25 protein-coding genes are annotated in these 24,804 nt (G+C 40.2%); all 25 read right to left on the bottom strand.

Annotated features, from left to right (window positions below; all coding sequences use genetic code 11):
- Position 1: 1 nt before the first annotated feature.
- Positions 2-181, bottom strand: a complete 180-nt coding sequence (locus tag NHH15_RS08485) for a Flp1 family type IVb pilin (protein ID WP_262066227.1) — start codon at positions 179-181, stop codon at positions 2-4.
- Positions 182-197: 16 nt separating this feature from the next.
- On the bottom strand, positions 198-1,391 hold the full coding sequence (locus NHH15_RS08480; RefSeq protein ID WP_262066226.1) for a type II secretion system F family protein: 1,194 nt from the start codon (positions 1,389-1,391) through the stop codon (positions 198-200).
- Positions 1,392-1,399: 8 nt separating this feature from the next.
- Positions 1,400-1,993: a type II secretion system F family protein gene (locus NHH15_RS08475; RefSeq protein WP_262066225.1), complete on the bottom strand. Its 594-nt coding sequence runs from the start codon at positions 1,991-1,993 to the stop codon at positions 1,400-1,402.
- A gap of 79 nt (positions 1,994-2,072) precedes the next feature.
- Positions 2,073-3,287: a CpaF family protein gene (locus NHH15_RS08470; protein ID WP_262066245.1), complete on the bottom strand. Its 1,215-nt coding sequence runs from the start codon at positions 3,285-3,287 to the stop codon at positions 2,073-2,075.
- On the bottom strand, positions 3,275-4,180 hold the full coding sequence (locus NHH15_RS08465) for a P-loop NTPase family protein (RefSeq protein WP_262066224.1): 906 nt from the start codon (positions 4,178-4,180) through the stop codon (positions 3,275-3,277). The genes NHH15_RS08470 and NHH15_RS08465 overlap by 13 nt, the downstream gene beginning before the upstream one ends.
- A 214-nt stretch (positions 4,181-4,394) precedes the next feature.
- Positions 4,395-5,435: a sensor histidine kinase gene (locus tag NHH15_RS08460; protein ID WP_262066223.1), complete on the bottom strand. Its 1,041-nt coding sequence runs from the start codon at positions 5,433-5,435 to the stop codon at positions 4,395-4,397.
- The gene (locus NHH15_RS08455; RefSeq protein ID WP_262066222.1) at positions 5,432-6,151 is read right to left on the bottom strand and encodes a response regulator transcription factor; all 720 of its coding nucleotides are present in this window, start codon (positions 6,149-6,151) and stop codon (positions 5,432-5,434) included. Before NHH15_RS08455 ends, NHH15_RS08460 begins: the two co-directional genes overlap by 4 nt.
- A gap of 17 nt (positions 6,152-6,168) precedes the next feature.
- Entirely contained in the window at positions 6,169-7,134 is a 966-nt protein-coding gene (locus tag NHH15_RS08450) for a hypothetical protein (protein WP_262066221.1), read from the bottom strand.
- 4 nt (positions 7,135-7,138) lie between these two features.
- Entirely contained in the window at positions 7,139-7,912 is a 774-nt protein-coding gene (locus tag NHH15_RS08445; protein ID WP_262066220.1) for a hypothetical protein, read from the bottom strand.
- 17 nt (positions 7,913-7,929) lie between these two features.
- On the bottom strand, positions 7,930-8,793 hold the full coding sequence (locus tag NHH15_RS08440; RefSeq protein ID WP_262066219.1) for an ABC transporter ATP-binding protein: 864 nt from the start codon (positions 8,791-8,793) through the stop codon (positions 7,930-7,932).
- A gap of 35 nt (positions 8,794-8,828) precedes the next feature.
- Positions 8,829-9,254 carry a hypothetical protein gene (locus tag NHH15_RS08435; protein ID WP_262066218.1) on the bottom strand — a complete coding sequence of 142 codons (426 nt, stop codon included), beginning with the start codon at positions 9,252-9,254 and terminating at the stop codon, positions 8,829-8,831.
- A 28-nt stretch (positions 9,255-9,282) separates the two neighbouring features.
- Complete coding sequence (locus tag NHH15_RS08430) at positions 9,283-10,521, bottom strand: ABC transporter permease (protein WP_262066217.1); 1,239 nt, start codon at positions 10,519-10,521, stop codon at positions 9,283-9,285.
- 13 nt (positions 10,522-10,534) lie between these two features.
- A complete protein-coding gene (locus NHH15_RS15620) occupies positions 10,535-12,118 on the bottom strand; it encodes an efflux RND transporter periplasmic adaptor subunit (protein WP_262066216.1) in 1,584 nt (527 codons plus the stop codon).
- A 16-nt stretch (positions 12,119-12,134) separates the two neighbouring features.
- On the bottom strand, positions 12,135-12,821 hold the full coding sequence (locus NHH15_RS08420) for an ABC transporter ATP-binding protein (protein WP_262066215.1): 687 nt from the start codon (positions 12,819-12,821) through the stop codon (positions 12,135-12,137).
- A 129-nt stretch (positions 12,822-12,950) separates the two neighbouring features.
- Positions 12,951-13,640, bottom strand: a complete 690-nt coding sequence (locus tag NHH15_RS08415; protein ID WP_262066214.1) for a hypothetical protein — start codon at positions 13,638-13,640, stop codon at positions 12,951-12,953.
- A complete protein-coding gene (locus tag NHH15_RS08410; RefSeq protein ID WP_262066213.1) occupies positions 13,619-14,482 on the bottom strand; it encodes a Spy0128 family protein in 864 nt (287 codons plus the stop codon). The genes NHH15_RS08415 and NHH15_RS08410 overlap by 22 nt, the downstream gene beginning before the upstream one ends.
- Complete coding sequence (locus NHH15_RS08405) at positions 14,442-14,684, bottom strand: hypothetical protein (protein ID WP_262066212.1); 243 nt, start codon at positions 14,682-14,684, stop codon at positions 14,442-14,444. The genes NHH15_RS08410 and NHH15_RS08405 overlap by 41 nt, the downstream gene beginning before the upstream one ends.
- Positions 14,685-14,699: 15 nt before the next feature.
- Entirely contained in the window at positions 14,700-15,416 is a 717-nt protein-coding gene (locus NHH15_RS08400; protein ID WP_262066211.1) for a hypothetical protein, read from the bottom strand.
- The gene (locus NHH15_RS08395) at positions 15,406-16,194 is read right to left on the bottom strand and encodes a LytR/AlgR family response regulator transcription factor (RefSeq protein WP_262066210.1); all 789 of its coding nucleotides are present in this window, start codon (positions 16,192-16,194) and stop codon (positions 15,406-15,408) included. Before NHH15_RS08395 ends, NHH15_RS08400 begins: the two co-directional genes overlap by 11 nt.
- Positions 16,195-16,233: 39 nt before the next feature.
- Positions 16,234-16,959: a class B sortase gene (locus tag NHH15_RS08390; RefSeq protein WP_262066209.1), complete on the bottom strand. Its 726-nt coding sequence runs from the start codon at positions 16,957-16,959 to the stop codon at positions 16,234-16,236.
- A gap of 16 nt (positions 16,960-16,975) precedes the next feature.
- A complete protein-coding gene (locus NHH15_RS08385; RefSeq protein ID WP_262066208.1) occupies positions 16,976-20,545 on the bottom strand; it encodes a DUF7601 domain-containing protein in 3,570 nt (1,189 codons plus the stop codon).
- Positions 20,542-21,693 carry an RNA-directed DNA polymerase gene (locus NHH15_RS08380; RefSeq protein ID WP_262066207.1) on the bottom strand — a complete coding sequence of 384 codons (1,152 nt, stop codon included), beginning with the start codon at positions 21,691-21,693 and terminating at the stop codon, positions 20,542-20,544. Before NHH15_RS08380 ends, NHH15_RS08385 begins: the two co-directional genes overlap by 4 nt.
- A 105-nt stretch (positions 21,694-21,798) precedes the next feature.
- The gene (locus NHH15_RS15865; RefSeq protein ID WP_416386577.1) at positions 21,799-21,957 is read right to left on the bottom strand and encodes a DUF6273 domain-containing protein; all 159 of its coding nucleotides are present in this window, start codon (positions 21,955-21,957) and stop codon (positions 21,799-21,801) included.
- 82 nt (positions 21,958-22,039) lie between these two features.
- Positions 22,040-22,447 (bottom strand): four helix bundle protein, encoded by a 408-nt coding sequence (locus NHH15_RS08375; protein ID WP_262066206.1) that lies wholly within the window; start codon positions 22,445-22,447, stop codon positions 22,040-22,042.
- A gap of 150 nt (positions 22,448-22,597) precedes the next feature.
- Positions 22,598-24,793, bottom strand: a complete 2,196-nt coding sequence (locus NHH15_RS08370; RefSeq protein ID WP_262066205.1) for an Ig-like domain-containing protein — start codon at positions 24,791-24,793, stop codon at positions 22,598-22,600.
- Between the last annotated feature and the right edge of the window lie 11 nt (positions 24,794-24,804).

Raw genomic sequence — 24,804 nt, 5'->3', positions numbered from 1 at the left:
ACTATATACCAGAACTTTCACTTGTGATTTTTTCAAAAATGGTTTGGACTAAAGCAGTTAGTTGACTTTTAAATATTAAAACCAATCCAATTAAAACCACTAATATTAAGATCACCTCCACAACACCTATTCCTTTTTCATCTTTTACAAGCTGCTTCCATAAATACTGTAATCTCCACATAACCTTCCTCCTTGATTTAGATTTGAATTGATAGAAATGCTGGAATTATTACGATAATCAATGCAATGATCAGCATCATAAACATCGGCAATAACAACTTCGTTCCCGCCTCTTCCCCCTTTTGTTTTGCGCGAGCCTTCCTTTCCTCAAAGGCCAGCCTTCCTTCGGCTTTCAGCATTGTAACTAACCCCTTATTCCCTTTTCTTAAATTCTGTGCTAGAATTGCGCTTAGCTTCAAATATGAGCTTTTCTTACATCTCTGCCCAAATTCTTCAATACTCTTTACAAATGACATTCCGCTCTTACTTTGATTCCATGTTTTCTTCATCTCTTCGTAGACAAAGCGATTCCCTGTTACTTTTATCTGTTTTTCATATTCTAAAACCATCTTGTCCCATACCTGTCCCATGCTCATTCCTGCCTGTAAAAGTAAAATCATCTTATTTACAAGAAAAGGATAGTCTCTCATCATTTGCTCTTCTCTCTTTTTTTGTTCATTCTTCTGATCCTGTTTCGTTTTAAAGAAAAGAAGGACTCCAATCGATAGTCCAAGTACCACAAAGGATAGCCCCCGATTTTCTTTTGATACACGATATTCAAATACTTTCCCATCACTCTTTTCAGGCAGTTTAAAGGTCTTCTCTGTTCTGGAGTTTTCTTCCTCATACACAATTCGCTCCTTTATATCATGTATATCTTTCTCGCCTTTCTTCAAATATCCTGGGTACAACATCACTGCCCTTTCATAGACTGCTTGTTCCTCCGGCCTTCTTTCATAGGTAAGAACTCCTTTTAGCTGAACCAAAGTTCCTTTTTCTGGAAGTTTATCTTCCATGAGCTCTCCCTTATAATTTATGACATCATAGCGGTCAAGTATCCATTCAATTCGAATAGGCTCTTTCGGTATCTTTTGTATTAAGTTCAGTCTCTCAGTCACATAATCCAGGCTTTCATTCTTTCCCAATATAATTGTATCCATATCATTACAGTATTTTTTGAATTTTTTTTGGATTTCTTCTCTTGAATATTCTGTTTCTTCCACTAGTATCTGAAGTGTATCTTCTTTTCGTCCATCAATAAATAAATCCACCTCTTCCTTCTTATTTCCTTGATTAACCTCCTTTCTTTCAATTTCGGTAATAGCCTGTTTAGATAATCCTGAATACTCATAGATACAGAAACCTGCTCCCACTCCTAATAGTAAAAACATAACAATGACTATACCTCTATTTTTATAATCTTTAATCCCATGTAATAAGCAACTGTATATATACCCAAGCATATCGTCATAACTCCTACTCCAAAAATATTTCCATAAAGAGGTTTCATAAATTCCGGAAAGCTTAAACTCATATATCCGATAATTAGAAACGGAACCATTGTCATAATCTTAAACTCATATTTCTTAGCTGCAAGTAGTATCTCTATCTCTCTTTCTACCTCTTGCTTTTCAGAAATTTGTCGTGCCGTATCAGCAATAATTGCAACAAGATTTCCTCCACTTTTTTTAACCGTCACAAAAACCGTCACAAAATCTCTCACATCCTCTTCCGGAACTCGAAGAGCCAAATCCTCAAATATTTTCTCCATTGAAACATGCAGCTTTAGTTGACGTATCATAATCTGAAACTCTCTAATAATTCGTTCCTTTGAGTCATATATCAATCTCAGTTCTTTTTCTCCACTCACCACCGCATTTTCAACGGAATTGCCTACCGATAGCCCCGAAGCTATCGCAGCAACTGCATTTTTAAACTGTTCATTAAAAGCATTCTTTTTTTTCCTTAGACACTCTTCTGTTTCTTTCGTCAAAAAAAGTACATATAACGGAAATAGAAAGACTATACCTATAGGACTCCTGTAAAACAAGACATATGTGAGTATTCCTAAGCTACTCGACCTCAAAAGTATGCTCAGATAATCCTTCTTCGTTATATCCTTCCAGAAGCAATTTTTCCTTATTCTTAATCTCATTGATCTTTATCCATTGCCCTCCTCTATACTGATATAACAGTGTCACTTGAATTTCATTATTTTCATACCCTGTGATTTCTGAAATTTCGATCAATTTTCTGGACTTATCCGGCATCCTTCCCAGATGTACTAGTATGTCAATTCCTGATGCAATTTGTCTTTCCACTGCCGGTAGTGGCATATCCATTCCCATCAATACCATTGTCGCAATGCGCCCTAGCATATCTTTTGTATTATTTCCATGACCCGTACTAATACTCCCAGAATGGCCTGTATTAAGCGCCTGCAAAAGCGAAATTGCCTCTTTCCCTCTGATTTCACCAATAATAATCCTGCTTGGACGCTGACGAAGCGCAGTCTTAATAAGCATGTCTATCGTAATTTCTCCAACTCCTTCCGTATTTGGATTTCTCGCCTCCATGTGTACCATATTGGGTATGTCAATAATATCCAGTTCTGCATTATCCTCTATTACAATGACTCTTTCTTCTCTTGGAATAAACTGTGAAAGCGCATTTAAAAAAGTGGTTTTTCCAGAGCCAGTTCCACCACTAATGAAAATGTTGTATCTGGCACGCACTAACATAATCAGAAAGTCTGCCACCTCTTGATTTACAGAACCAAGGGTCAATAGTCTATCCATTGTTATTTTGTCTTTCGGAAATTTTCTTATTGTTAGAATTGGTCCATTTAAGGCCACTGGGTGCAAGACAACGTTGACTCGTGAACCGTCTTCTAATCTTGTGTCTACAATTGGGGATGCTTCATTTACTAGGCGATTTGCCCGAGATACGATTTGTTGTATTAAATCGTTTAGTTTTTCTTTTGAGTAGAAACGGCGGTCTGATGGGAAAAGGCGACCGTGTTTCTCATAAAATATAGATTCTGTTCCATTAATCATGATTTCTGTTATTTCATCATCAAGAAGAAATTCTTCCAATATGTCTAACTTTCGAAAAGTATTAAATAGCTCTTTTCCCAAAAGTGCTCTTTCCCCTAATGAAATATAACAATTTCTGGCATATTCTTTTATTACACTATAGATTCGGTAAATTAGCTCCTCATCATCAATGTCTTCTGAAAGGTTGATTCCCGCCAAAATATCTTTATGAAGAGTCTCTACGTCATGCATATCTTCTCTTTCACTTCCTTTATGCCTATTACCGATAATTCTTCTATAAATCTCTGACATAAACTTTCATGATAGCAATCACTTGAGGGAGGAATATATATCTCATGACAAAGAGCGAAAAGTTCAGGAAGATCAGCAATGGCTTCATTAAGATCTAAAATCAATATTTCATAAAAACTTTTCTCCAAAATAAGCTGAACAAATTTTCTCCACTCTTCTCCAGTAATTCCCTTGATATCTTCCGCCATTTCAAAAGGATAAATAAAATCATAGTCTGCTTCCTTACTCACAACTGTAGCAAGAAAAACAGAAACATCTGCTTCTTCCTGACGCATAAAATAGAACACATCTGAAAGATTCCCTTTTTCTTCCTCCTTCTGAAATAAAGAATTAGCCATATAGGAGTGTGTCGGAACAAATAGTACTTTTCCTTCCATCCTCTTTTTTTGAGCAAGGCTCATTCCATACGTGACGCATGCACTCTTTGAAGTTGGGCTAAAAACACCAAGAATTTTATTTTTTTGAGACGTCGTATTCTGAAAGAAAAGACCTCCTTGCTCCTTCAAATCACTATGTTTATATAGAATCTCCAGTATTTTATCTGCAGATTGATACTTGAAAACCTCTATCTCGTTTTCTAAGAGATTCTCCTCACCGGTGCAGGTAAACACAAAGATTTTATTTGCACGGATTTTTTTTCTTTCTTCCAATGGAATGTCCGCTGTGACAAACAAGAAATGAAGCTGCGTCTGTTCCATTACTTCATGGAGTTGAGATAGGCTATCACACACATATACTTGAAAAGCAAGTTCCTTTTTCCTTCCCATACATGCTGCAAAGGCTTTGGCATATCCACTCTCGTAATCACAAATGGCAAGAGTTTTACTGTTCACACTGTACCTCCCTCTTTGGATTTGCTATTTAGTTGTTCACTGCTAATATATTGTCCTGATACGGACGAGTGACTTCCTAAAAGGTAATAAAAGAAATTAATCAGAAACGAGTCGTAACCCGTGTGATAATTATACATATCACACAGCCATTTGTCTACGCTTCTTTTGCATTTATTATATTTTTGTTTGATTTTGACGAATATATGTATGTATTTTAATGCAATTTCTCTATAGCTATTTCAATCCTCGTTCCCTTTCCTATTTCACTTTCTATGCCAATATCCCAACCATGAGCCTTGACAATATTATATACAATTGCCATTCCAAGTCCTGAACCTTTGTGAGAAGCAGAGGTATTGGTTCCCCGATAGTATTTATCAAATATGTTTTCCAAATCCTTCTCGGTCATTCCTCTTCCATTATCTTTTACAATGATATGAGTCCTGTCCATTTTCAATACTTCCACACTAACCTTCACCTCATCACTGTTGTGGACAAGGGCATTATAGATAATGTTATTGATTAATCGTTTTAAAAGCTTCCGATCAAACTCTTCCTCAATAACCGCCTGGTTGCTTTCAAACACAATTTCTCTTCCAGAATATATAGGGTCATTTAATATGCTAATAATGGAGTTTCTTATTTCCGTTACTAAATTCGCTTTTTGCATACATAGTTTTCTGTTCTCATCTTTTAAATAAATGGTCAAGTTCAAATCGTCTACCAAGCTCTTTATATATTCAGACTTCTCATTGATTACTGCTCCATATTGTTTAATCTCATCCTCTGTAAAATCGGAATAGCTCTCCAAAAGCTCTGCATATCCCTTGATGGAAGACAATGGGGTCTTAATGTCGTGGGTTATATTTGATATCCACTCGTTCCTCATTTCCTCCGTCTTTTTTCTTTCAATTTCATTCTGCTTTAATTTACTGGCTAACATATTAAGCTTCACCTTGACATCCCTGTAAATTCCTTCTTCATCCAAAAGCTCGTAATTTTCATCTTCAAGACTCTCTACCCCTCTTATTACTTCCTTCATTGGCTCTGTAACCTTTCTTGAAAACTTTGCTCCAAAATAAATAATTACAATTCCTTCCAAAATAGGTATGGCGATTAATACCTCCACTAACGCATGATTCAAATTCGACTGCATCAGTAACAGAAACACGCACACAACATTAATTACCGTTACAATCAGAACAATAGATGCAGTCATAAGCATATATTTAATGGTTAAATTTGTTTTTTTCATTCCTCATCCTTTACACTAAGCTTGTAGCCCAGCCCCTTTACATTTAAAATATATTGAGGATTGGAAGGATCATCTTCCAGCTTTTCCCTTAACCTTCTTATGTGTACCATAATCGTATTGTCAAATCCCTCAAAATCCTCTCCCCACACCTTATTACAAAATTGCTCTTTACTAATGATGTGATTTAAATTGTTCGCCATAAAAAGAAACATCCTATACTCTTTTGGCTTAAGCTGAATCACTTCACCTCTTTTCGTCACTTCCACCTTTTTCTGATCAATTTTATAAGGTCCAAATTTTAAAGTTAAATCTTCCTTGCTTGTATTGTCCATTATAATATTTTTCTTCAAATTTATTTTAACCCTTAACGTAACCTCCCTGGGGCTGAAAGGCTTCGTTATGTAATCATCTGCCCCAATGGATAATCCTAATACACGGTCTATTTCTTCTGTTTTCGCTGACAGAAAAAGTATCGGTATGTTAGAGCTATAACGAATTTCTTTACATACATCATAACCTTCCTGATCCGGCAGCATAATATCCAGAATTACAAGATCTGGCTTTACATCATAAAATGTTTGTAGTCCCGTTTTTCCATCTTGTGCAGCATATATTTTCCGAAATCCCTCCTTCAATAAAACCGTTCTTAAAATATTCACAATCTCTTTCTCATCATCAACGATTAATATTTTTTTGTTCTTTATTAAAGAGTCCATAAAATTTCCTTCTTTCTCTAAATCCTCTTCTGAAATAGATAAACATGAATCAAAATACCCAAGACAAGTAATGCAAATAACACCATATAGCATATATAATGCAAATCCAGATGGCTATTTAGAACGGTCAAGCATCCTTTCTCCATGCCTACAAGTATCTGTGGATTTGCAAAAATATCCACAAAATTTATATTCTTTAAAACATTCATAAATTCCTCCGGCAGAAATTTCAGTCCTGTCATTACTTTAAATAGAAACAAAATCATAGATGAGCCTGCTATAGATCCGGTCAAGCTCCTGCTTAAAGCAGAACACACACTCGCATATACTGCTAATAATATATACATGCCCACTAGTGTCATTCCGGTAGCAAACACATATTGCTGAATGGTAGGACTGCCTTTTAATAATAGTGGCATTTCTACCATTCTATACGCTTGAAGCTTCCCGCCTTTGGGTGGTCCATACTGTAGAACCGTTATGACTCCTATAACCAAAATGTAGAATGCATATATTCCTGTAGGAATCAAAAATGTCAGTCCCAACTTTGAATACAATACACGAAACTTGTTTTTAGAAGAGAATATCATCCTATCAACCTTTGAGTTTCTCTCATATATATATATTTGTGAAAATATAATGATAATAATTATAACCATCGAAGCATTCACCAGTAAATTCCCTATTCTGAAATGAAAAACCCGATAGAAATCAATATTTTCGTATAAATCTGTCCTATCCTTTTCCAGCTTATCACCTGCTGCCTCTGCCAGAACGTTAAGGCTTCTGTCTCGTTCTTTATCCTTCTTCAGGCTGCTTATTTCCTTCAGGCTGTCTCTGTTTGTATCATACTCTTTTTTTTCTTTCTCATCATTATAATCCAGCTTCAGAAATGTAATAACTGAAATATTTAGGATTAGTATCACCAATATCGCAAAAATCACTTTCTCCTTACGTATCTTTTTTAATTCCCATTTCAGCATAAGATTAACCTCTTCTTCTCGTAAAGCTCCTAATTGTGAACCGATAAAATAAATAGCCGATTGTGATAGAAAAAATGCCATCAAATACGTATGCACTCGTGGGCGCTCCATACCGTATCAGCTGTGAGCTGAACATTCCATATAAAGGTGTATACAGTAAAAATTTGAGGGGAAATACTTGTGAAACTCCATATATATTCCCCAGAAATGGAATTCCCATTACGATTCCACCCAGAAGAAACGGTTTGACTGCTGATTTGCTTGTACTCGATAGAAACAGACCAATTTGTGCAAACAAAAAGCTTCCTATAATAAATGTTAGACTCTGAATTCCTGCCATTTCCAACACTGTTATATTGGAACCACTATTTTCCAAAAACCATATTTCTTTTATTGGCGTGTCCAGACCTTGAAAATCTACTGCTGACGCAGCCCGAATCATCATAGCAGCCAATATCGAAATACATATAAGACTTGCTGCAATCGTATTTGCAATGCTTTTGGCAATCACTACCTCTTTCTGTTTCTTTGTTGTCTTAATTGAATCATCTGTCCTATATTTATATTCCATAATATAAGCTTCCGAAAAAATCATAAACATCAAAATACCCATTAGTGGCGACACTAGATATATTTTTTGGAATACACTTGAGTAGCTGTCACTCACCGTAGTTCCACCTGCAATCATACAAACCAGAAAGAGAACTACTCCCCAGGTTATCAAGACTCCTTTTCTTACTATTGCTTTCTTTAACTCTAACCTCACTAACTTATTCATTTTGAGCTCCTCTCACATTATCTTTCGAAGTATTCAATGTAAACATCTTCAAACATAGGCTCCTCTTTCCATACATCCACTATTTCAGGCTTTGAGTGACTGATAAAGCGAACATTGGTATAGTCTGCTCCTCTTTGTACATTAACAATTTTGTACTTTTCATTAATCTCTGCAATCTGCTCCTCATCCTTTACTCTTATACCAAATACCTTTCCAGCCATCTTCCCCAACAGTTCCTTGCCACTGGCCTTTATTCTTACTCTTCCATTTTTAATCATGATGATTTCTTTCGCAACCTGCTCAACATCCGAAATTATATGGGTCGACAATATTACAATTGCTTCTTTTCCCAAATTGGATATCATGTTTCGAAACCGGTTCCTTTCCTGGGGATCCAAACCTGCCGTCGGCTCATCCAAAACTAAAATTTTCGGATTATTGAGCAGGGCTTGTGCGATTCCTACTCTTCTCTTCATTCCCCCTGATAGCTTTGCGATTTTTCTCCCTTTCACTTCCTGCAATCCTACTAAACTCATCAATTCATTAATCTTTGCTTTGCTGTCTTTGACATCCTTGAGTGCAGCCATATACTCCAGAAACTCCAGAATCTTAAAGTTTCCGTAAGCATCAAAATCCTGTGGCAGATACCCTAATAAATTCCTGTACTTCGTATCCAGTACTTCTATCTTCTGTCCATCATATAAAATCTCGCCACTGGTTGGCTTGGTAAGAGCCACGATTTGCCGCATCAAGGTTGTTTTCCCAGCACCATTTGGTCCCAATAAACCGTACACGCCACAATTAAGAGAGATGTTAATATGATCATTTGCAATCTTTTTTCCGTAGGCTTTTGTTAGCCCCACAATTTCCAATTTACTCATCTGTGGACTCCTTTCGTTATCTGATTGTGCATTTTTTAGCTGTCTTTTGATTGATAAAGCCCCCATAAATATAAAATTGGAAGTATAAGACTAATCACTGCACTCAGTAAAATACTTGCTAAACTCACTTGTATTTCCGCCATAGCTGCCTGATTCTGAAAAAAGTTCACCATGGCTCCTCCTATATATACAATCATGCAAATCCATGCCACTCGGTATGCTCGCCCCGCAATCCCTAGAATGCCTGCTGTAAGTGCCACTACAATAGCAACAATACTCATGCTCACTGCCAATGGCGTATATCCCGCTTCCAACGCATCAATCATTTTTTGTTCAATACCTTCTATATTTTTTATTGAATCCAAAGATATTTTTCCAATAATTAAATTTACCGTATCAAAAACTGCTGATAGAATTATCAGAACAGATATTACTTTTAGTAATTTGTTTGGTTTAAACATTTTTGCTTTCTCCTCTACTTTGCTTTGTTTACATTTGTCTCAATGCTTCAATTGGACTTAACCTTGCTGCTTTTCTTGCTGGATAAATCCCAAATATAATTCCTACTCCACAAGAAAAACAGGTTGCGATAATCACTGCTCCTATGGACAATTTCGCAGAAATTCCTGTTATTTTAAGTGAAGATACTAATACTGCAATGCCCGCCCCTGAAACAATGCCTATCATTCCACCAATTACAGAAATAATGGCCGATTCAAACAGAAATTGGGTGACAATCGAGTTGGTTCTTGCTCCCAGGGATTTCCGAATTCCAATTTCTCTTGTGCGTTCCGTCACAGATACCAACATTATATTCATAACTCCAATTCCTCCTACCAAAAGAGAGATTCCAGCTACAAAGCCCACAAATGTTGTAAGTGTATTTACTGTCTGAGTCATATATTTCGTTATATCCATCCCTTTCTCCTTTTTAAACAGACTTTCTCCCCCTTCTGTATGAAGAGTATTTAATGTCTTTATAATTTCCTTCCCAATTCTGTTTGCTTTTTCCCCTGGTGCCAAATAAGCCGTAATAGAAGAATAATTGATACCTACGTTCCCACCCCATGCTTCATAGGAAGTATAAGGCATTTCAAAATCAAGGGGCATCTTCATGTCATACAATTTTGCTGCTTGTTGGTTCTCTTCCATCACCTTTGGATCTGTATCACGAATGCCTATTATCTGAACACTTTGAACCTTGTTATCAATCAATACATCTAGATTCATACCTATAACATCCAAATTTCCAAAAAGAAATAGTGCTCCTTCCTTATCAATCACACACTTTAGCTCTGCGTTTTTTATATCCTCCTCTGTAAAGTAAGACCCTCTAATCAATTTTTTCTCATAGGGATCACGTACTGTATCTGGAGTTGTAAATGCTATATCCGTATCAAATTTCCCCTTATTGGTATAGGCTGTTCCATAAACCGGCATCGTTGTAGCAACACCCTTTATACGACTTCCCAACCGCTTTTTTATAAGCACCATATCCTCCGGTGTTATAATCTGTGTATCTGCACTTTTATCCTGGTTCACTGTAACCGTTACCGTCTTTTCTTTCGAGTCTTTCAATATTGCTGCTTTTACACCGCTTCCAATGGATACCACTGTAATAACAGAGGATATCCCAATAATGATTCCAAGCATTGTTAGAAAGGAGCGTCCTTTATTAAATGCAATGTTATAAATCGCCATTTTTACATATTCCATAATCTGTCCCATATTGCAGTCCTCTCTACATTTCTTCTCTTAGATGGGGTGTTGCCTTCATCCCTTCTATCACTGAACCACTGGTATCATGTACAACCTGAGCATCTTTCGTAAGCCCTTTTACAATTTCTATATTTTCACCTGTATTAATTCCCGTCTCAACATTTACCTTCTTAACCACATTCTCTTCAATCACATAGACAAAGCTTCCACTTTTACTTTCATTAATTACTTCTGCCGGCAGATACAATGCCTTCTCTTCTTTTGCTACTGTAAGAGATACCTTTGCGGGAACTCCTATGAAAATGTTCTCATCTGCATCCATGATTTTAATTGCTGCACCTATAACAGCATTTCCCTTCTCATTCTTTGTCGCAATGCGATCTATTTTCTCTAAGGTTCCCTTATACTTATACTTGCCAATACGTATACTTGCCTCATTTCCAATGATAAGCTTAGCAAAGTCATTTGCAGATACTTCCAGACCTACAGAAATTGCACTTGTATCCACTAATGTAAACAAAGCCCCCCCTTGAGCAGCCATTCCTCCTCCTTGGTTCTCCACTTTTGAAATAATTCCATCAAATTCTGCCTTTATACCCTCACGTCCCTGCTGCAAAAGCTGTTCTGTCGACATATTTGTAAGCCGTGCCAAATCCTCCGATACTGCCATTTGACTTGCCTGTCCACTGGTAATTCCTGCTTCCGTTGCTGTATGATCCTGGCCTTCCAGCTGCAAAAGAGAGGTCTCCAGTACTTCCAATTCCTTTGATGCTGCTTGAATCTGTTCTGCCTCACCCGTAGATAATCTTGAATTCAGCTCATCCCTATAGACTTCCAAATCACGTTTTCCTTGTTCCAGCTCAACTATTTTATCAGCCGCTCTTTTCGCGTTATCTGCGTGTATTTCACCCAAAGCAGTATCTTTTTCTACCAGTGCTTTTAGTTCTTCACTTTCTTTTGCTGCCTGTTCCTGCAGTATCTGCGTTTCATTTGCAGCCAAATCAGCCTTTACATTTTCAAGCTCCGCCATTACTTGTGTCTGTTCAGTCCTTGCTGCTGCACTCTCCTTTTCCATATTTGCTATTTCTGTACGCTTCTCTCCAATCTGATTCCGCAGCACTTGCTTTTGCTCTTCTAGCTTTGCTGCCTGTTTTGCTGATGCCTCTGCCGCTTTTGCTGCCTGCTCTTTGGTCGCCTGATTGGAATACTGAGTAGATAATGCCTGAAGGTTTGATTCCTTATTATTTTTCTCCAAATCCTTCGTATCAAAAGTTACTAAAGCTTCTCCTGCCTTCACAATTTTTCCTACTTCAAGTGGGGGAGAAGAAATCGGTGCATTTACCGGTGAATAGAATGTCTTTTTTCTTTCACTGTCCACCGTTCCCGAAGTTTCAAAGGTTTCCTTTATTGTTCCTTCGGTGACCTTTATAACATCCAGACTTTGGCTTTTATTCCTTGCTCCAACACCTGCAAACATAATTCTTTGTGCTACAATAACCACAAAAATCACTATGATAATAATCGGAACAATGACCCAGCCCGGCAGTTTTTTCTTCTTTACTTTTTCTTCTATAACATCCAGTTTTTCCAGCTCATTTTTCTTCACTGTATACCCCTCCCTTCTATTGGTTCGTATAGTCTTCCATAATTTTTCCATCCTGAAGCCTAATCACTCTATCTGCCTGCTCTGCAATCTCATCATCATGAGTAATCACAATAATGGTTCGTCCTGCATCATTCAGCTCTTTTAATATTGTCATAATCTCCTTCGTTGTCTTTGTATCCAGATTACCGGTAGGCTCATCTGCAAGAATAACCGGTGGTTTCGCCGCAATTGCCCTTGCTACCGCTACTCTTTGCTGCTGTCCACCAGACATCTCTGATGGCCTGTGGCTCATTCGCTTTTCTAAACCTACCGTGTACAGTGCCTGTCTTGCGATTTTTTGCCGTGTGCTTTTTCCAATTCCTCTATAGGTAAGAGGAAGCTCCACATTTCCCATTGCATCCAGATTTGCTATCAAGTTAAACCCTTGAAAGATAAAACCAATTTCTTTATTCCGTATATGTGCCAGTTCATTATCCTTCAACTGTGCAACATTCTGCCTATGTAAGTAATATTCTCCTGATGTGGGAACATCCAGACATCCCAGCATATTCATAAGGGTGGATTTCCCCGAACCTGATTGTCCAATAATTGCAACATATTCTCCCTCGCAAATGATTAAATCAACTCCATCAAGAGCTCTTACCTCATCCTGCCCGGGATTGTAAATTTTGTACATATCTTTTATTTGTATGAGTTCTTCCATATCAGTCTCCTTTCACTATCTGCATAGCCTTGTACTTTCTTACTATGTATATATTAAAAGAACAGTCTTATCTCTTTCTAACCGCAACCTTAACACAACCTTAAAAGGTGATTCAGGCTTTCGCCTTCATCACCTTTTATCCTTCAATCTCTGCTGTACCTGTTCCAGCTCCTCTTCACTTCCCGCATATCTTTTACATTCTTCATACAACTGGCAGGCTAGCCGATAACTTCCCTTCTGATACAGATAATCTCCCTTTTCCAGCATACTCTGATAAAGAGCTCTTTCTTTCTCCTCTTCCCTTAAAAGCTCCATTCTCTGCCTTCTAACTCGCTCCACTAAGCGTCTGGTCTCTAAAACTACAGAATCCTCCTCTGGCTCTCTGTGGTCTTGTTTCTCTTCCTCTTTTACTTCTTTTATTTCTTCGCTTCCAGTAGTCTGAAGCACTACTTCTCCATACTCCTTTGCCTGATGGCATAAAATCTCCCGATTATCCTCCTCGGTCTTTGCTTCCTGGGGTTCTATCGCCCTCTCCGTCTTCTTAAGTGCTTCCTGAAATACCCAGGTAGGAACCACCACTGCTAATACGCCTATTACTGCCACCAATAAAGGAGGACCTCCAAACAGTGTGGTTCGAATTGCTACATATACGGAAAAAGCGGTCATGGGTATAACCAGTGCACCACAGGCCCACTCTACCTGCCCCCGGTTTAACAGTATTCCATATGCCAATATTCCGATTATCATTGCTGCTGCCAGTACTCCAATCATCTTTCGCATCATCCCCTGTTTCTCTTTCAGTCTTGTTTTTCTTGCCATGTGTCAAACTCGGCTCGATGAGCCGGATTCTTTGGATCATTTACATAGAATTCTTCTGGTCTCTCATTTGTGCCATACCACAGCACTGGCCTAATCTGATAGTCTCTCGGCCTGCATGTATGAAGCCTAAAGGTAATCAAAAACTCTTCTTCCTCTCCAGATTCCAGCACTTCCCGGTAAAAGGTAACCTGTTCTTTCTGCTCAATCACTCCATATGTCCCATTTCCCACATGGCTCAAATAGCTGCAGTAAGAAGGAATGTAAAAGCGCATCCGTAAATCCTTGGCACTTCCTTTTCCCATGTTTCGTACCACTCCCCGGCATTTTATTTCCCCCTTTTTCTCAGGCCTCCCAACCTCTTCAAAAGAAACCTCCAATACTTCCTCTTCCTTCTGACAGGTATTGGAAAACACCAACTCTTCTACCTCTTTCCCATTTTGGAAAATCCGCTTTCGATAGCTTAAGCACCCTTCTTTATCTTCCTCTACCTCCAATAGAATCCGAAACTCGGAAAGGTCATAGACACTGCCCCTTCTATTTCCAGGCTTTTGTTTTACTAAAAACACATAAACACCTTCTTTTTTTACTGTATAGCTTCCAAGATTTATTCTCCCCCCTGCTTCTGTTCTTCGTTCATTCTCTTCTAATTGTATCTCTGGGTTCTCACTGATGAGATAAAAGGAGAACTCTCCTTCTTTGATTTCCTTCTCTTCTCCCTTTTCAAGCAACTCCACCCTTCCCTCCAGGCAAACCGTAAGCTCCGCCTTTTGCTCTGCTTCTGCATACACCTCTTGAAAGGTTCTAAGAGTCAGGGGGAGAATCCCCAGAAGTACTCCCATCATCCAAAGTCTCCTGGTAGTGCCCCTTTTCCTTCGCTTCATCATCTGTTCCCTCAATCACGTTTCCCTTCGCATCTTTTTTCTTTTTAATGACGCTGTTTCCTTCCAGATCTTTTAGCTTCGTACTGGTATAACGACGCAATCCAAACCCGGTCACACCCATTCCTATCACAACCGCCAACTCAATCAAATGTCTTGTTTCCATTGAATTCCTTTCTTTCTATCTTACAGCCATTCTTCTCTTTTTGAGCTTCCGATACCACAAAAGAACCACTACATCGCTATAAATCAAAATACCATAGATGCCAACAAGAAGACTGCCTCCTCCCACAAGGAGCGTGTCACAGGCACTCCAGCTAACCCTTTTTTGGGGAAATGGCTTTTCCTTTTCCGAAAGAACTTTTTCTTTCTCCTCTGGCAAAGCTTCCATCTCCTGAATCTCCGAAATACTTTTTTCTTCTTTTTCTCCACACCCATAAATACAAATGCGCTCTTCCTTTCCTTCCACTCCCACTTCTGCCTTCTGTATAGTCTGCCACTCTCCGTATTGGTGGGGCAAAGCAGCCAGTACCTTCTCTTGTCTTCCATCCTCCTGATCGCAGGCCACGCAATATCGATACCAAAGACCCTCTTCCTTACAGGTTGCTTCTCTTTGCACCTGCCACTCGCTCCAAGTATGTCCATACTTTGGAATCCTTTCCTCAAAGGTGTATCCACACCAAGTACAGGTATAAACCCTACTGCCTTCCTGGTCTTCCTTTGCCGGTGTTTTTATCTCCACCTCATAGGGGTGGCTGCCACTGGCACAATCATAAGAGGTCTGCTCTGCTGCTACTACTGTTGAAAAAATCAGGAAAACCCCCGCTACCAGAAGAAGGGTAAGCCCAAGCAAGAAAGAAAGGGGTCTCCAAGAGCTTCTCCTTTTTTTATCCTCCATCACTACCTCCTGCCGGTGCCAGCTCTTCATACCCTAATGGAAACTTCATTGGGCTTTTAAAGCTATTGATTTCCTCCTTGATTTCTTTAAAATGAGAACGTCCTAAGGGAATCTGGGTACCATTTCGAAGCTTTAGATCCTGACGGTACACAACCTCTATGGCACGGAGTGCCACTAAAAAGCTTCGGTGGCATCGTATAAACCCATGCCCCAACAGTAGGTTTTCCACCTTTCCAAGACTTGCATAATACTCAAAGCTTCTTTCTCCCTCCGAACTTTTATAGTGTACCGTTAGGATACGGTTCGTTGCCTCAATATACAGGATGCTTTCCAGCGGAATCTTGCGGACTTCTCCTGCTCTTGTTAAGATGAGATACTCCATTTCATCTTCTAAAATTTCCTCCACACAACGGCGCAGCACCTTTTCAAAAGCCGTCTGGCTTGTCTTGTTCTTTAGCAGGTAATGATAGGCATGAACATCAAATGCTTCTGGATAGTGTTCTTCCGATACGGTAAAGAAGATAATTCGTCCTTCATATCCTAACTCCCGCAGCTCTTCTGCCACTGCTATCCCGCTTACATGGGATAAATAGATTCCCAAAAAGAGAATGTCCGGACAAAACACTCTCTCTTTGATATCCGTTAAAAAGATTTCTTCATAGCAATAGGTCCTAAGTGATGTTTCCAGCTCCCAGGTTCTCATGGACTCTTTGACCCATTTTTCCAGGGTGCTTAAGGCTTCTACATCTGCCTCGCAAATAGCAATCTTTATCTTCATGCACTCTCCTTCACTGGTTTTGACTGGTTTTGACTGGTTTTACTGGATGCGAAACACCACCACTGTGCGTTCTTCTTCCTGCACATAGCTGCAGGTAGACAGGAGAATAAAGCGATCCTCTTGTGTCAAATCTTGTGGAACCCTCTCTCTCCCATGGATGTTTCTCTCCCTTAACGTTTCCAAAAAAGCTTCCTTTTTCTCCTTCGTATCTGCCACCCCATATACTTCTGCGTCATCCCACTGTACCACCATAGCAGCTACAAGAGAGAGCTTTAAGTTCTCATAGGGCAGATGGATGGTTCCCTCCTGGTGTCCCTGAAAGAACTCCCTCTCCTGATAGTTTGCAAGGCTTCCAAACATACTTCCATTGTCCATACTGTGGCCAAACAGGATGCCCTTAAACCCTGCCAGCTCCCGGTCAAACCGGTAATCTAAAAAGATGGCTCCTGAAATGCTTGGCTCCTTATTAATATCCGTTCGAAGATAGGTTTGATAATCATTTGCCCATAAAAAAGGGTAATCAACTCCGGTGCCGGGGATGGTAATCCACCCCGCCACATCCGGATTCTTCTTTTGCAGATCTAAAAGGGACTGGTTTATAATAGCCTTAGTTTGTTCCTCTGGCTCTGGCTTATAGGTCAAAAGCTCCTGATGGGTCTTTTGTTCCTCCTGATAAACCTGATTTGATGCCAGCAGCCGATAGGTACTATATCCGATTATTCCCAGAAGAATACAAACTCCTGCAATCCTTATGTTCATTTTCATTCTGTCTTCATCATCCTTACTTTTTGCCCTTTCCCAGAGTCGTTCCAAACACCATAATCCGCAGTCCTGCCATGGCCAGAATTAGTAGGATAAACCAGAAGGTCATTGCTGCCGGGTCATTGGTCTTAGGTGTGGCTACCTTTCCACTGTCTCCGGAGCCACTTCCACTTCCGGAGCCACTTCCACTGATTCCGGATCCGCTTCCTCCTGTGCTGCCTCCTCCTGTTTTACCTTCAGAGCCTTCTTTACCGGAGTCCTTGTCTGGGTCTGCCTGACCTCCGCCTCCCGGTGTGTAGGTATTGGTAATGGTATAGCCTTGCTGTCCATTCTTTAGAATGGTCTTTGTATAATCCTCTGGTACATGAACTTCATCTACTGTCCAGCTTACATCCTTTGACAGACCTGTCCAGGTATACATCCAGTTGTTAGAAGCGTTTAAGGTAATTGGCTCTCCCTCTGCCTTTCCATTTTGATACAGTTGTACCTGAATTGCAGATGGCTGCTGAGGATTGGTATTTCCTGCCCAAACCTTATTGACCGTTAGGCTTTCCTCATTCTTTTCCTGTGGTACGTAGTGGTTTTCAAAGACAGCCTTCTCTTTCGTCTCTTCTCCTTTCTTTAGAACACCTTTTGCAGTTAAAGTTCCTTCCTTTTCTTCTACGGTTACAGTATAGGTATAAACACTGGTATCGTAGGTATAACCTTTACTTTCTCCCATTACCTCTGAGATTGTATAAGTATAGGTGCCCGGCAAGGTATAGGTGATGATTCCAAAGTCTTTGTTTCCTTCTCCATTAATCTGGATCTCTTTTTTGTTCTCCTTTGCTCCCTCTGGCATTGGAGCATTGTCTTTTCCTTCCAGGACAAAGGTAAAGGTTGCTTCTTTTGCTTTTTCCTCTCCTTGTACCATTACCTTCTTTTCCACTTCCATTGCCAGTGCCGGAAGCTGTGCCGGTTCTACATAGGTATTGGTTAGGTTTAGTCCTTCTGCCTGTTGGATAAAGTTCTCTACTGGTTTCTCTTCTATGGTGTAGGCAATCTCTTTTCCTTCCCTGTCATACTTTGGTACATTCTTAAAGGTATACTTCCACTCACTCTTTTCGGTTGCTTCTGCTTCTGCTACTACCCGCTCTCCTTCTTTTAGATACAGGGTAATGGATTCCGGCAGCTTGACATCCTTTGGTACCTTCCAGGTTTTCTGCCCTGTTAAGTTTGTAACCACTGTTCCTATATAGGTATTTTCTGCCGTAACCTGAATTCCCTCTCTGGTCATGGTTCCATACCCTTTTTCCAGAGTCTTTAAGAGATATCCTTCCAAAAAGTAATCTTTTTCCTCTATCTCATAAATTGCTCCCTTGGGAAGAGTAAACTCCTTTTCTTCTCCATTCTTTAAGGTAAATTCCTGCTTTTCTCCGTTAATTCGTAGGATAAAGTCAAAGGTCTTTTCAAGGTCAGCTCCCTCTCCTGTTGTTACTTTTTTGATCAGAAGCCTTCCTTCCTCTTTCTTCGGCTCCAGATGGTTGTTATGCTGGATTACTGCCTGTTCTTCCGGTATTATGATTCCACTTTGCCAGATGATGCTTTGCTTATACCCCTCCGTTTCTTCCTCTGTCACTTCATATCCAACTCCCCGAGGCAGGCCGGTAAAGATGGCCTTTTCTCCATGCTTTAGGGTGAGCTTTCCTTCCTTTAAAGTTTGGGACTCTTTTCCGCCATTTACCTGGTAGGGGTAGTCCTTTCCATCGGAAAAGGTGACCTGGAATGTAAATTCCTTTTCTATATCTCCTGCACCACTGACTTCCTTATGCAGCTCTAAGCTTCCTGTTTCCTTCTTTGGCTCCTTCCAGGTATTGGTATATTGCGCTTTTACACCTTCTTCTGTAATGGTGCCGGTCCCCCCAATGCTGGTGGTTGTATAGCCCTCTTTGTAATAGTCATCCTCTAAAATCTGATACGGCGTTCCTACTGGGATGTCCTTATAATCGATGCTCTCTCCATGCTTTAGAACCACCTCCTCTGGTTCATTGTTTCCAATTTTTACATGAAAGGTGAATTCCTTTTCCTCATCACCTTCTGCTACCTGCTTTTCTAAATGAAGAGCTGCAAACTTCTCCTCTGTGGGAGGGGTGATTTTAGTATTCATAAAGGCTGCCAGGTTTTCTCCTTCTACAATAGTGGCATTGGAGTTGATACTGGAGGTTACATAGTTGGCTCCATAATAGTCTCCTTCTACTACCTCATAGGGGGTTCCAATGGGAATGTTGTCAATCTCATAGCGTTCCCCATGCTTTAAAGTACAGGTATACTTCTCTTCTCCCACACGAATGGTAAAGTGGAAGTCTTTCCCTGTGTCTATCTCTTCCCCCTCTGGTACCTCTATGGTTTTCGTTACAATTAACTTTCCATAAGCTTCTTCTGTATCTTTTACATTCACAAAAGATACCAGGGTGCTTCCTTCTAAGGTTTGCCCTCTTTGTTCCTTCATTTGAGGGGTATATCCTTCTGTCTCTTCTTCCTTTACGTGATAAGGGGTTCCTTTTGCCAAGTCAGTAAAAACAGCCCATTGGTCATGCTTTAACGAAATGGTTTCCCCTGACTTTAGCTCCAGGCTTTCCACTTTTCCATTGGAGTCATAGACATCATAGGGGTATTTCTTCTCTGCCTCTGTTCCAAGGTTCACTACAAAGGTAAAGAGAGTTTCCAGCTCCTCTGGCTCTGTGGTTCCTTTTACAGTCTTTTTCACCGTTAGGTTTCCAGACTCTGAATCTCCAAAGCGGTTGATAAAGGCCACCTTACTTCCATCCTTTCCCATGTTTCCACTAGAGTTCCGGGAGACAATCTGTCCTTCTTCCCCCGGCTTTTCTGTCACCTGATAATGGACTCCTATGGGCACATTTGGAAAAGTGGCAGTCTCTCCATGCTTTAAGGAAAAGGTTCCTTCCTTTAATTCTTGAAGCTCTCCATCATTGATACGGTAGGAGTAGCTTTTCCCATCACCAAAGGCAATGGTGAAGGGAAAGGACATTGCTTTTTGCTCCTCACTGATTTCCTTCCCGTTAAAATTTTCCACGGTCTTGGTAACGGTTAAATCTGCCCCGGTCTTTCGGTTATAGGCTTTTGTTTCTACAATGCCAGTGGCGCTGGCAGTTTTCGTATTGACGGAAAAGTCATACCTTCTTTTCTCTTCTTCTCCGTCCTTATCATAATCATAGGAGTAAGAGGGGTTGGTTTCCAAAAAGTAATACTCTCCTGCCTCCAGATTTCCTACCTGAATCAAACCTTTTTCATCCGTCTGATACCGTCCCCCTACCTGCTTACTGGTTTCCGGGTTGGCATTTAAAATCCGGTACAAATAGAACTCTGCACTCCCAACGGGAGTGGTGGTAGTATTTCCTTCCAAATCCTTTTCCCATTTCTTTAATGTCACAGCATAATCCCCCTTCGTTCCGGAAAACTCATTCGTGGCACCTGCCACTCCACGCCAGGTGAGAGTTCCGGACATCCCAGCAGAGAGGATGCATACAAAGCACAGGATGATGCTGATGATTCGTTTTCCTGTGCTCATGCTTTTGAATTTCTTTTTCACTGCTTTTCCTCCTTTTTGTTTTGCTTTATCTGAAATCCAATCTTACAAAGCGTTTCGCTTTGAAGATGGTAAGTATGACCATGCTTTAAGTGTCCATTAAATCCAGCCAGACTTTGTCTTACCTTTGTTGCATCAATTTTTCCACATGCATAGTCTTTTTCAATTTTTAGTATCCTTTTTTTTAATCTCTGTTTTGATGCACGCTTCATTCGTCGAATCACCTTGCCTGTGTCACTTACGTAGAAGCGAAATCCCAAATATTCAATACCATTTTTAAGGGGAAATACTTGAGTTTTTCGGTTAAGCTTTAAGCCTAAAGCATCTTCAGTGAACCTGGTTATTTTTTCCAACACCATATGGAGATATTCCTTGTCCGGATAAATCATAACAAAATCATCCATGTATCTTGTATACCACTGAATACTTAATTCTTCCTTGATCAATCTGTCTAAAGAGTTCATATAATAAATGCCAAACCATTGGCTGGTTTGGTTTCCCAACGGAATTCCTCTTGCAGAAGATGTTTCATAGCTATCAATCAGTTGATATAAGAGTTTTTTCACATCCTTATCTTTTACCACCTTAGAAAGCATCGTTTTTAAAATCTCATGTGAAATACTCTCAAAATAATGATGAACATCACATTTCAAAACATATCCTGTATTTCCATATATCTTGTAGTACTCTCTCAAAAATCTACTTAAACGATTTATTGCGAAATGAGTTCCTTTCCCCTTTTGACATGCAGCATTATCATATATAACACGCTTGCCTAAGAGAGGCATCAATATCTCATCGCATAAACAATGTTGTAGTATCCTGTCTCTATAAAATCCCGCATATATTTCCCTCTTTTTTGGTTCATATATTGTGAAATTATAATAACCAGATAATTGGTATTTACGTTCTTTTAAGTCCTTCGCCATTTGCCAGAGTTTATTACTCAAATCACACTCAAAAGCAATCACCTCTGATTTGTTACGTTTTCCCTTCCGTGATTGCAAATGTGCCTTATATAGGTTTTGAAAGCTGTAAAGCTTTTCATAATCCGTCACATCTTCTACACTCCATCCTGCATTTTGGGTGAATGAAAAGCCCGGCTTTTGAAATTCACACCAAGCACAAGGCTTTACAAGCAGAAAAATCATCCATGTATCTAAACAACGTCTCTGCTATCATCCACAATTTTTTTCCAGCATTGCCGAAAAGGAGAATGACTCCTTTACTCTGCGCACAGACCCTTCCACTTAGAATCAGGTTTCTAGCAATGAGAGTAAATCGGGACGCACGCCATTTGTATTATTAACATTATTATTATTGTTAAGCGCCCCCGAACTATTGACATTTGTTGCATTATTAGATGCAGAGCCCGGCGAGCGCAGCCAATAAGAACGTGCTGCCCATACAATCATTTCCCTATCCCTATTCAAAGGGACTTACCGGATAAAAACTCCTTATATTGCTTTTATCTCGTAACACACTTTGAATCTCTTCTCAATTATTTTTTTGTTTCATCATTCTTCTTTTATCACTGTTCATCCATGCCCCCAGCAGGTTTTGACAATCGAAGACCTGTCTGGAAATCATCTCATATTGTTTGGCAATGATACATTTTTGCTCCAACGAGGCCTGTGTCATATACCCCAACAATCGAAGGTCTGTAAACGCCTGTCTTTGATGGGCAAGTCTTCTCTCATAGTTATGTTGTACATCCACACCTCCCAGAAATATATCATTGGCTCTGTATATATGCTCTACTACTTCCAATGCCAGATTTTGCAAACGGCTTACGTAGGTAAATCGAAATCGTTTCGGACACTTCTCCGTAATTACCATGACATAGCTACATAAATCCTTTGCTTTCGTTATAATAAGCAATTCACTTTTTTCCTGTTCCGACATCTCAGTCTCCTTCCATTTTTTGCAGCCACCCGCCTTACGGCGGGGACTGCACCGTGGCTTTACCCACGGTGATTTCTCTTATGTTTACCTTTTCCCTTCTTCACGCCTTTTGAATGATTTAAGATTTGAAGATAGAAGAGTAATGATTAATTAGGGCAGTTTAATCCATAAAGCGGGACGCACGCCAAGGGTAGAAGTAACATAATTAAAAGTATCGTAAAGCGCCCCCGAAATATAGACAATTGCTGCATAATGAGAAGCAGAGCCCGGCGAGCGCAGAAAATAAGAATAGCTTGAGGATGCACCCTCTTGATAGGCCACCCTTGCTGCATTTGAACTAAAATAAGTGTTAGCCTCTTGATAGCTCAGAGGGAAACAGGTTTTTAGGCCTCCCGAGTCTACTGCTGATAAGCCTCCTGCTGCATTGTATGCTGGAGTGTTATTCAGGAAGTTTGAAGGCTGTGCCAAATCGGTAATCCAGATCTTTGCCCTCTCTCCCGAATTCTTTGATGCAGTGTCACTGGTTTCCAGAGTGCTATAAAAGTTATTCATAGTCGTCCTTAAGGTGCTGCTGACATAAGCATTTCCTGCACCTTCTGTCGGATTAAACTGTGAGGTACCTTGAAGATACTTGGTAACTACCAAGGCATTTCCATTCCCATCTACCTTTAAGATCGTCCATTCTTTTCCACTTGCTGTAAAAGTTTCTCCTGGTACCTTTCCAATTCCTCCCCAAGGATCCTTTACCGTTATGGCATAGGAGGATGCCACTGTGGTGCCATTTTTATTGGTGATGGTTGCCGTTATGGTTGCCGTTCCATCTGCTACTCCTGTAACTTCTCCTGTGTCTGCATCTACTGTTGCAACACTTGTGTCGGAGCTGCTCCATACCACGGTCTGATTTGTCGTATCATTTGGCAGTACAGTGATGCTGGGGGAACCTTCCTTCTCTCCCAATCCAATGGTATCGCTCACTGGTGTTCCTAATACAATGCTGCTTGCTGGAATCTCAGTGACTGGCTTTTCTGTATCCATTGACCCATCCTCATTTCGGTAGTAAATAAGATCGCTGCTATGAGGGATTGCGGAATGATCTGTATTTAAGATGCCATCTCCTGTTCCACCCTCCTTCCAGTCATCTCCTATGTAATAAGAAACTCCATCACTATCAGTTAGTGGCCCAAAGTAGTAGTGTCCATCTGTGGCTGTGTTATCCAGAATCGGCTTCACTGGATCTGTTAGGGGATCCTCATCAATTCCTCCACCAGTTAAGGTGCTGGTTTTACCTGTCGTTCTGCTGATTTGACCATAGATGTTTTCATTGAAGTCTGCCCAATAATCCGGACTGATCTTGGTTCCAAAGTTCTTGACTTCCTTGTCATCTTCATTTCCAGGTTTAAGGTCTAGTCCACCCCAGATTTTAGTTCCCTCATCTATCGTTCCATCTTCTTTGACTGGTTCATAGATGTTTTTACTATCTTCCAGCTCCACATAGTACTTTCCATCCTCTCCCTTTATTGCAGGAGTACTATCTTCTCCTGTAAGAGGATTATTCTCATCATAGATGTAGCTTGCCGGCTCCTTTGGATTTCCATCTTCATCCGCTTCCCGCCAGATGTTCTTTGGTGCTTCCATTGGTGTCCAATACTTGCCATTTCCATCAGGGCCTACCACATCACTTGCTACAATTCTTCCTACCACTACTGAGTACTGAATCTTCTGGGGCTGGCCATAACAGTCAGTAAACTTTCCGGCGATATTGGCTAGTCCTTCCTCTCCTACTGCAGTAATAGTACCAGTACTCTCATGAACCGTTGCCACACTGGTATCATCAGAAGACCATGCCACTGCATCTGTGATTTCCTTATCATTCATGTCTTTCATTGTAAGGGGAATGGTATCCGTTCCCCCTTTATCCTTAATCACGGAATGGTTTTTAGCTACGGTGTAGGTATAGGGCTTGGTGGAATCATAGACCATGGCTGTTGTACCACCTAATTGTCCTTCAAGGGTACTGCGGTAAGCCACAAAGACTCCTGGCTTTACTGCCAAATATGTTCCTTTTCCTTCGTCACGCCCTTTCACGCGGGCAATAGTCGCGTCACTGCTTCCCCATGTGGATACGCCAGACGCTGAAACGGAGAGTTCTTTTCCCTTTTCGTCCTTAAGACCAGCTGCATCTACATGAAATCGTACATTTGCTGGTGCCCCCTCTGGTACTGTAGCTGTCCAGTTAATAGGGGTTGCCGCTAGTGTTGCTCCAATTGCTGCAATTATCCCACTTATTGCCAATACACCTGTCAGTAGCAGTGCCGTTCCTTTCTTTAATTTCATTTTTTTGATCATTCTTAATACTC

The organism is Aequitasia blattaphilus (genome assembly GCF_024721305.1).
In the GTDB taxonomy this organism is placed as follows: domain Bacteria; phylum Bacillota; class Clostridia; order Lachnospirales; family Lachnospiraceae; genus Aequitasia; species Aequitasia blattaphila.
The sequence above is the reverse complement of the archived record's forward strand: the minus strand, read 5'-3'. Positions and strand labels throughout refer to the sequence as shown.

What these genes read in the sequence shown, in the direction of transcription:
- NHH15_RS08470 (WP_262066245.1), bottom strand. Translation starts at nt 3,287, where the DNA reads ATGCATGACGTAGAGACTCTTCATAAAGATATTTTGGCGGGAATCAAC.
- NHH15_RS08445 (WP_262066220.1), bottom strand. Translation starts at nt 7,912, where the DNA reads ATGAATAAGTTAGTGAGGTTAGAGTTAAAGAAAGCAATAGTAAGAAAA.
- NHH15_RS08410 (WP_262066213.1), bottom strand. Translation starts at nt 14,482, where the DNA reads ATGATGGGAGTACTTCTGGGGATTCTCCCCCTGACTCTTAGAACCTTT.
- NHH15_RS08430 (WP_262066217.1), bottom strand. Translation starts at nt 10,521, where the DNA reads ATGGGACAGATTATGGAATATGTAAAAATGGCGATTTATAACATTGCA.
- NHH15_RS08390 (WP_262066209.1), bottom strand. Translation starts at nt 16,959, where the DNA reads ATGAAAATGAACATAAGGATTGCAGGAGTTTGTATTCTTCTGGGAATA.
- NHH15_RS08435 (WP_262066218.1), bottom strand. Translation starts at nt 9,254, where the DNA reads ATGTTTAAACCAAACAAATTACTAAAAGTAATATCTGTTCTGATAATT.
- NHH15_RS15865 (WP_416386577.1), bottom strand. Translation starts at nt 21,957, where the DNA reads ATGATTGTATGGGCAGCACGTTCTTATTGGCTGCGCTCGCCGGGCTCT.
- NHH15_RS08485 (WP_262066227.1), bottom strand. Translation starts at nt 181, where the DNA reads ATGTGGAGATTACAGTATTTATGGAAGCAGCTTGTAAAAGATGAAAAA.
- NHH15_RS08370 (WP_262066205.1), bottom strand. Translation starts at nt 24,793, where the DNA reads ATGATCAAAAAAATGAAATTAAAGAAAGGAACGGCACTGCTACTGACA.
- NHH15_RS08450 (WP_262066221.1), bottom strand. Translation starts at nt 7,134, where the DNA reads ATGCTGAAATGGGAATTAAAAAAGATACGTAAGGAGAAAGTGATTTTT.
- NHH15_RS08380 (WP_262066207.1), bottom strand. Translation starts at nt 21,693, where the DNA reads ATGATTTTTCTGCTTGTAAAGCCTTGTGCTTGGTGTGAATTTCAAAAG.
- NHH15_RS08440 (WP_262066219.1), bottom strand. Translation starts at nt 8,793, where the DNA reads ATGAGTAAATTGGAAATTGTGGGGCTAACAAAAGCCTACGGAAAAAAG.
- NHH15_RS08415 (WP_262066214.1), bottom strand. Translation starts at nt 13,640, where the DNA reads ATGGCAAGAAAAACAAGACTGAAAGAGAAACAGGGGATGATGCGAAAG.
- NHH15_RS08420 (WP_262066215.1), bottom strand. Translation starts at nt 12,821, where the DNA reads ATGGAAGAACTCATACAAATAAAAGATATGTACAAAATTTACAATCCC.
- NHH15_RS08480 (WP_262066226.1), bottom strand. Translation starts at nt 1,391, where the DNA reads ATGTTTTTACTATTAGGAGTGGGAGCAGGTTTCTGTATCTATGAGTAT.
- NHH15_RS08400 (WP_262066211.1), bottom strand. Translation starts at nt 15,416, where the DNA reads ATGGAGGATAAAAAAAGGAGAAGCTCTTGGAGACCCCTTTCTTTCTTG.
- NHH15_RS08375 (WP_262066206.1), bottom strand. Translation starts at nt 22,447, where the DNA reads ATGTCGGAACAGGAAAAAAGTGAATTGCTTATTATAACGAAAGCAAAG.
- NHH15_RS08395 (WP_262066210.1), bottom strand. Translation starts at nt 16,194, where the DNA reads ATGAAGATAAAGATTGCTATTTGCGAGGCAGATGTAGAAGCCTTAAGC.
- NHH15_RS08405 (WP_262066212.1), bottom strand. Translation starts at nt 14,684, where the DNA reads ATGGAAACAAGACATTTGATTGAGTTGGCGGTTGTGATAGGAATGGGT.
- NHH15_RS08455 (WP_262066222.1), bottom strand. Translation starts at nt 6,151, where the DNA reads ATGGACTCTTTAATAAAGAACAAAAAAATATTAATCGTTGATGATGAG.
- NHH15_RS08460 (WP_262066223.1), bottom strand. Translation starts at nt 5,435, where the DNA reads ATGAAAAAAACAAATTTAACCATTAAATATATGCTTATGACTGCATCT.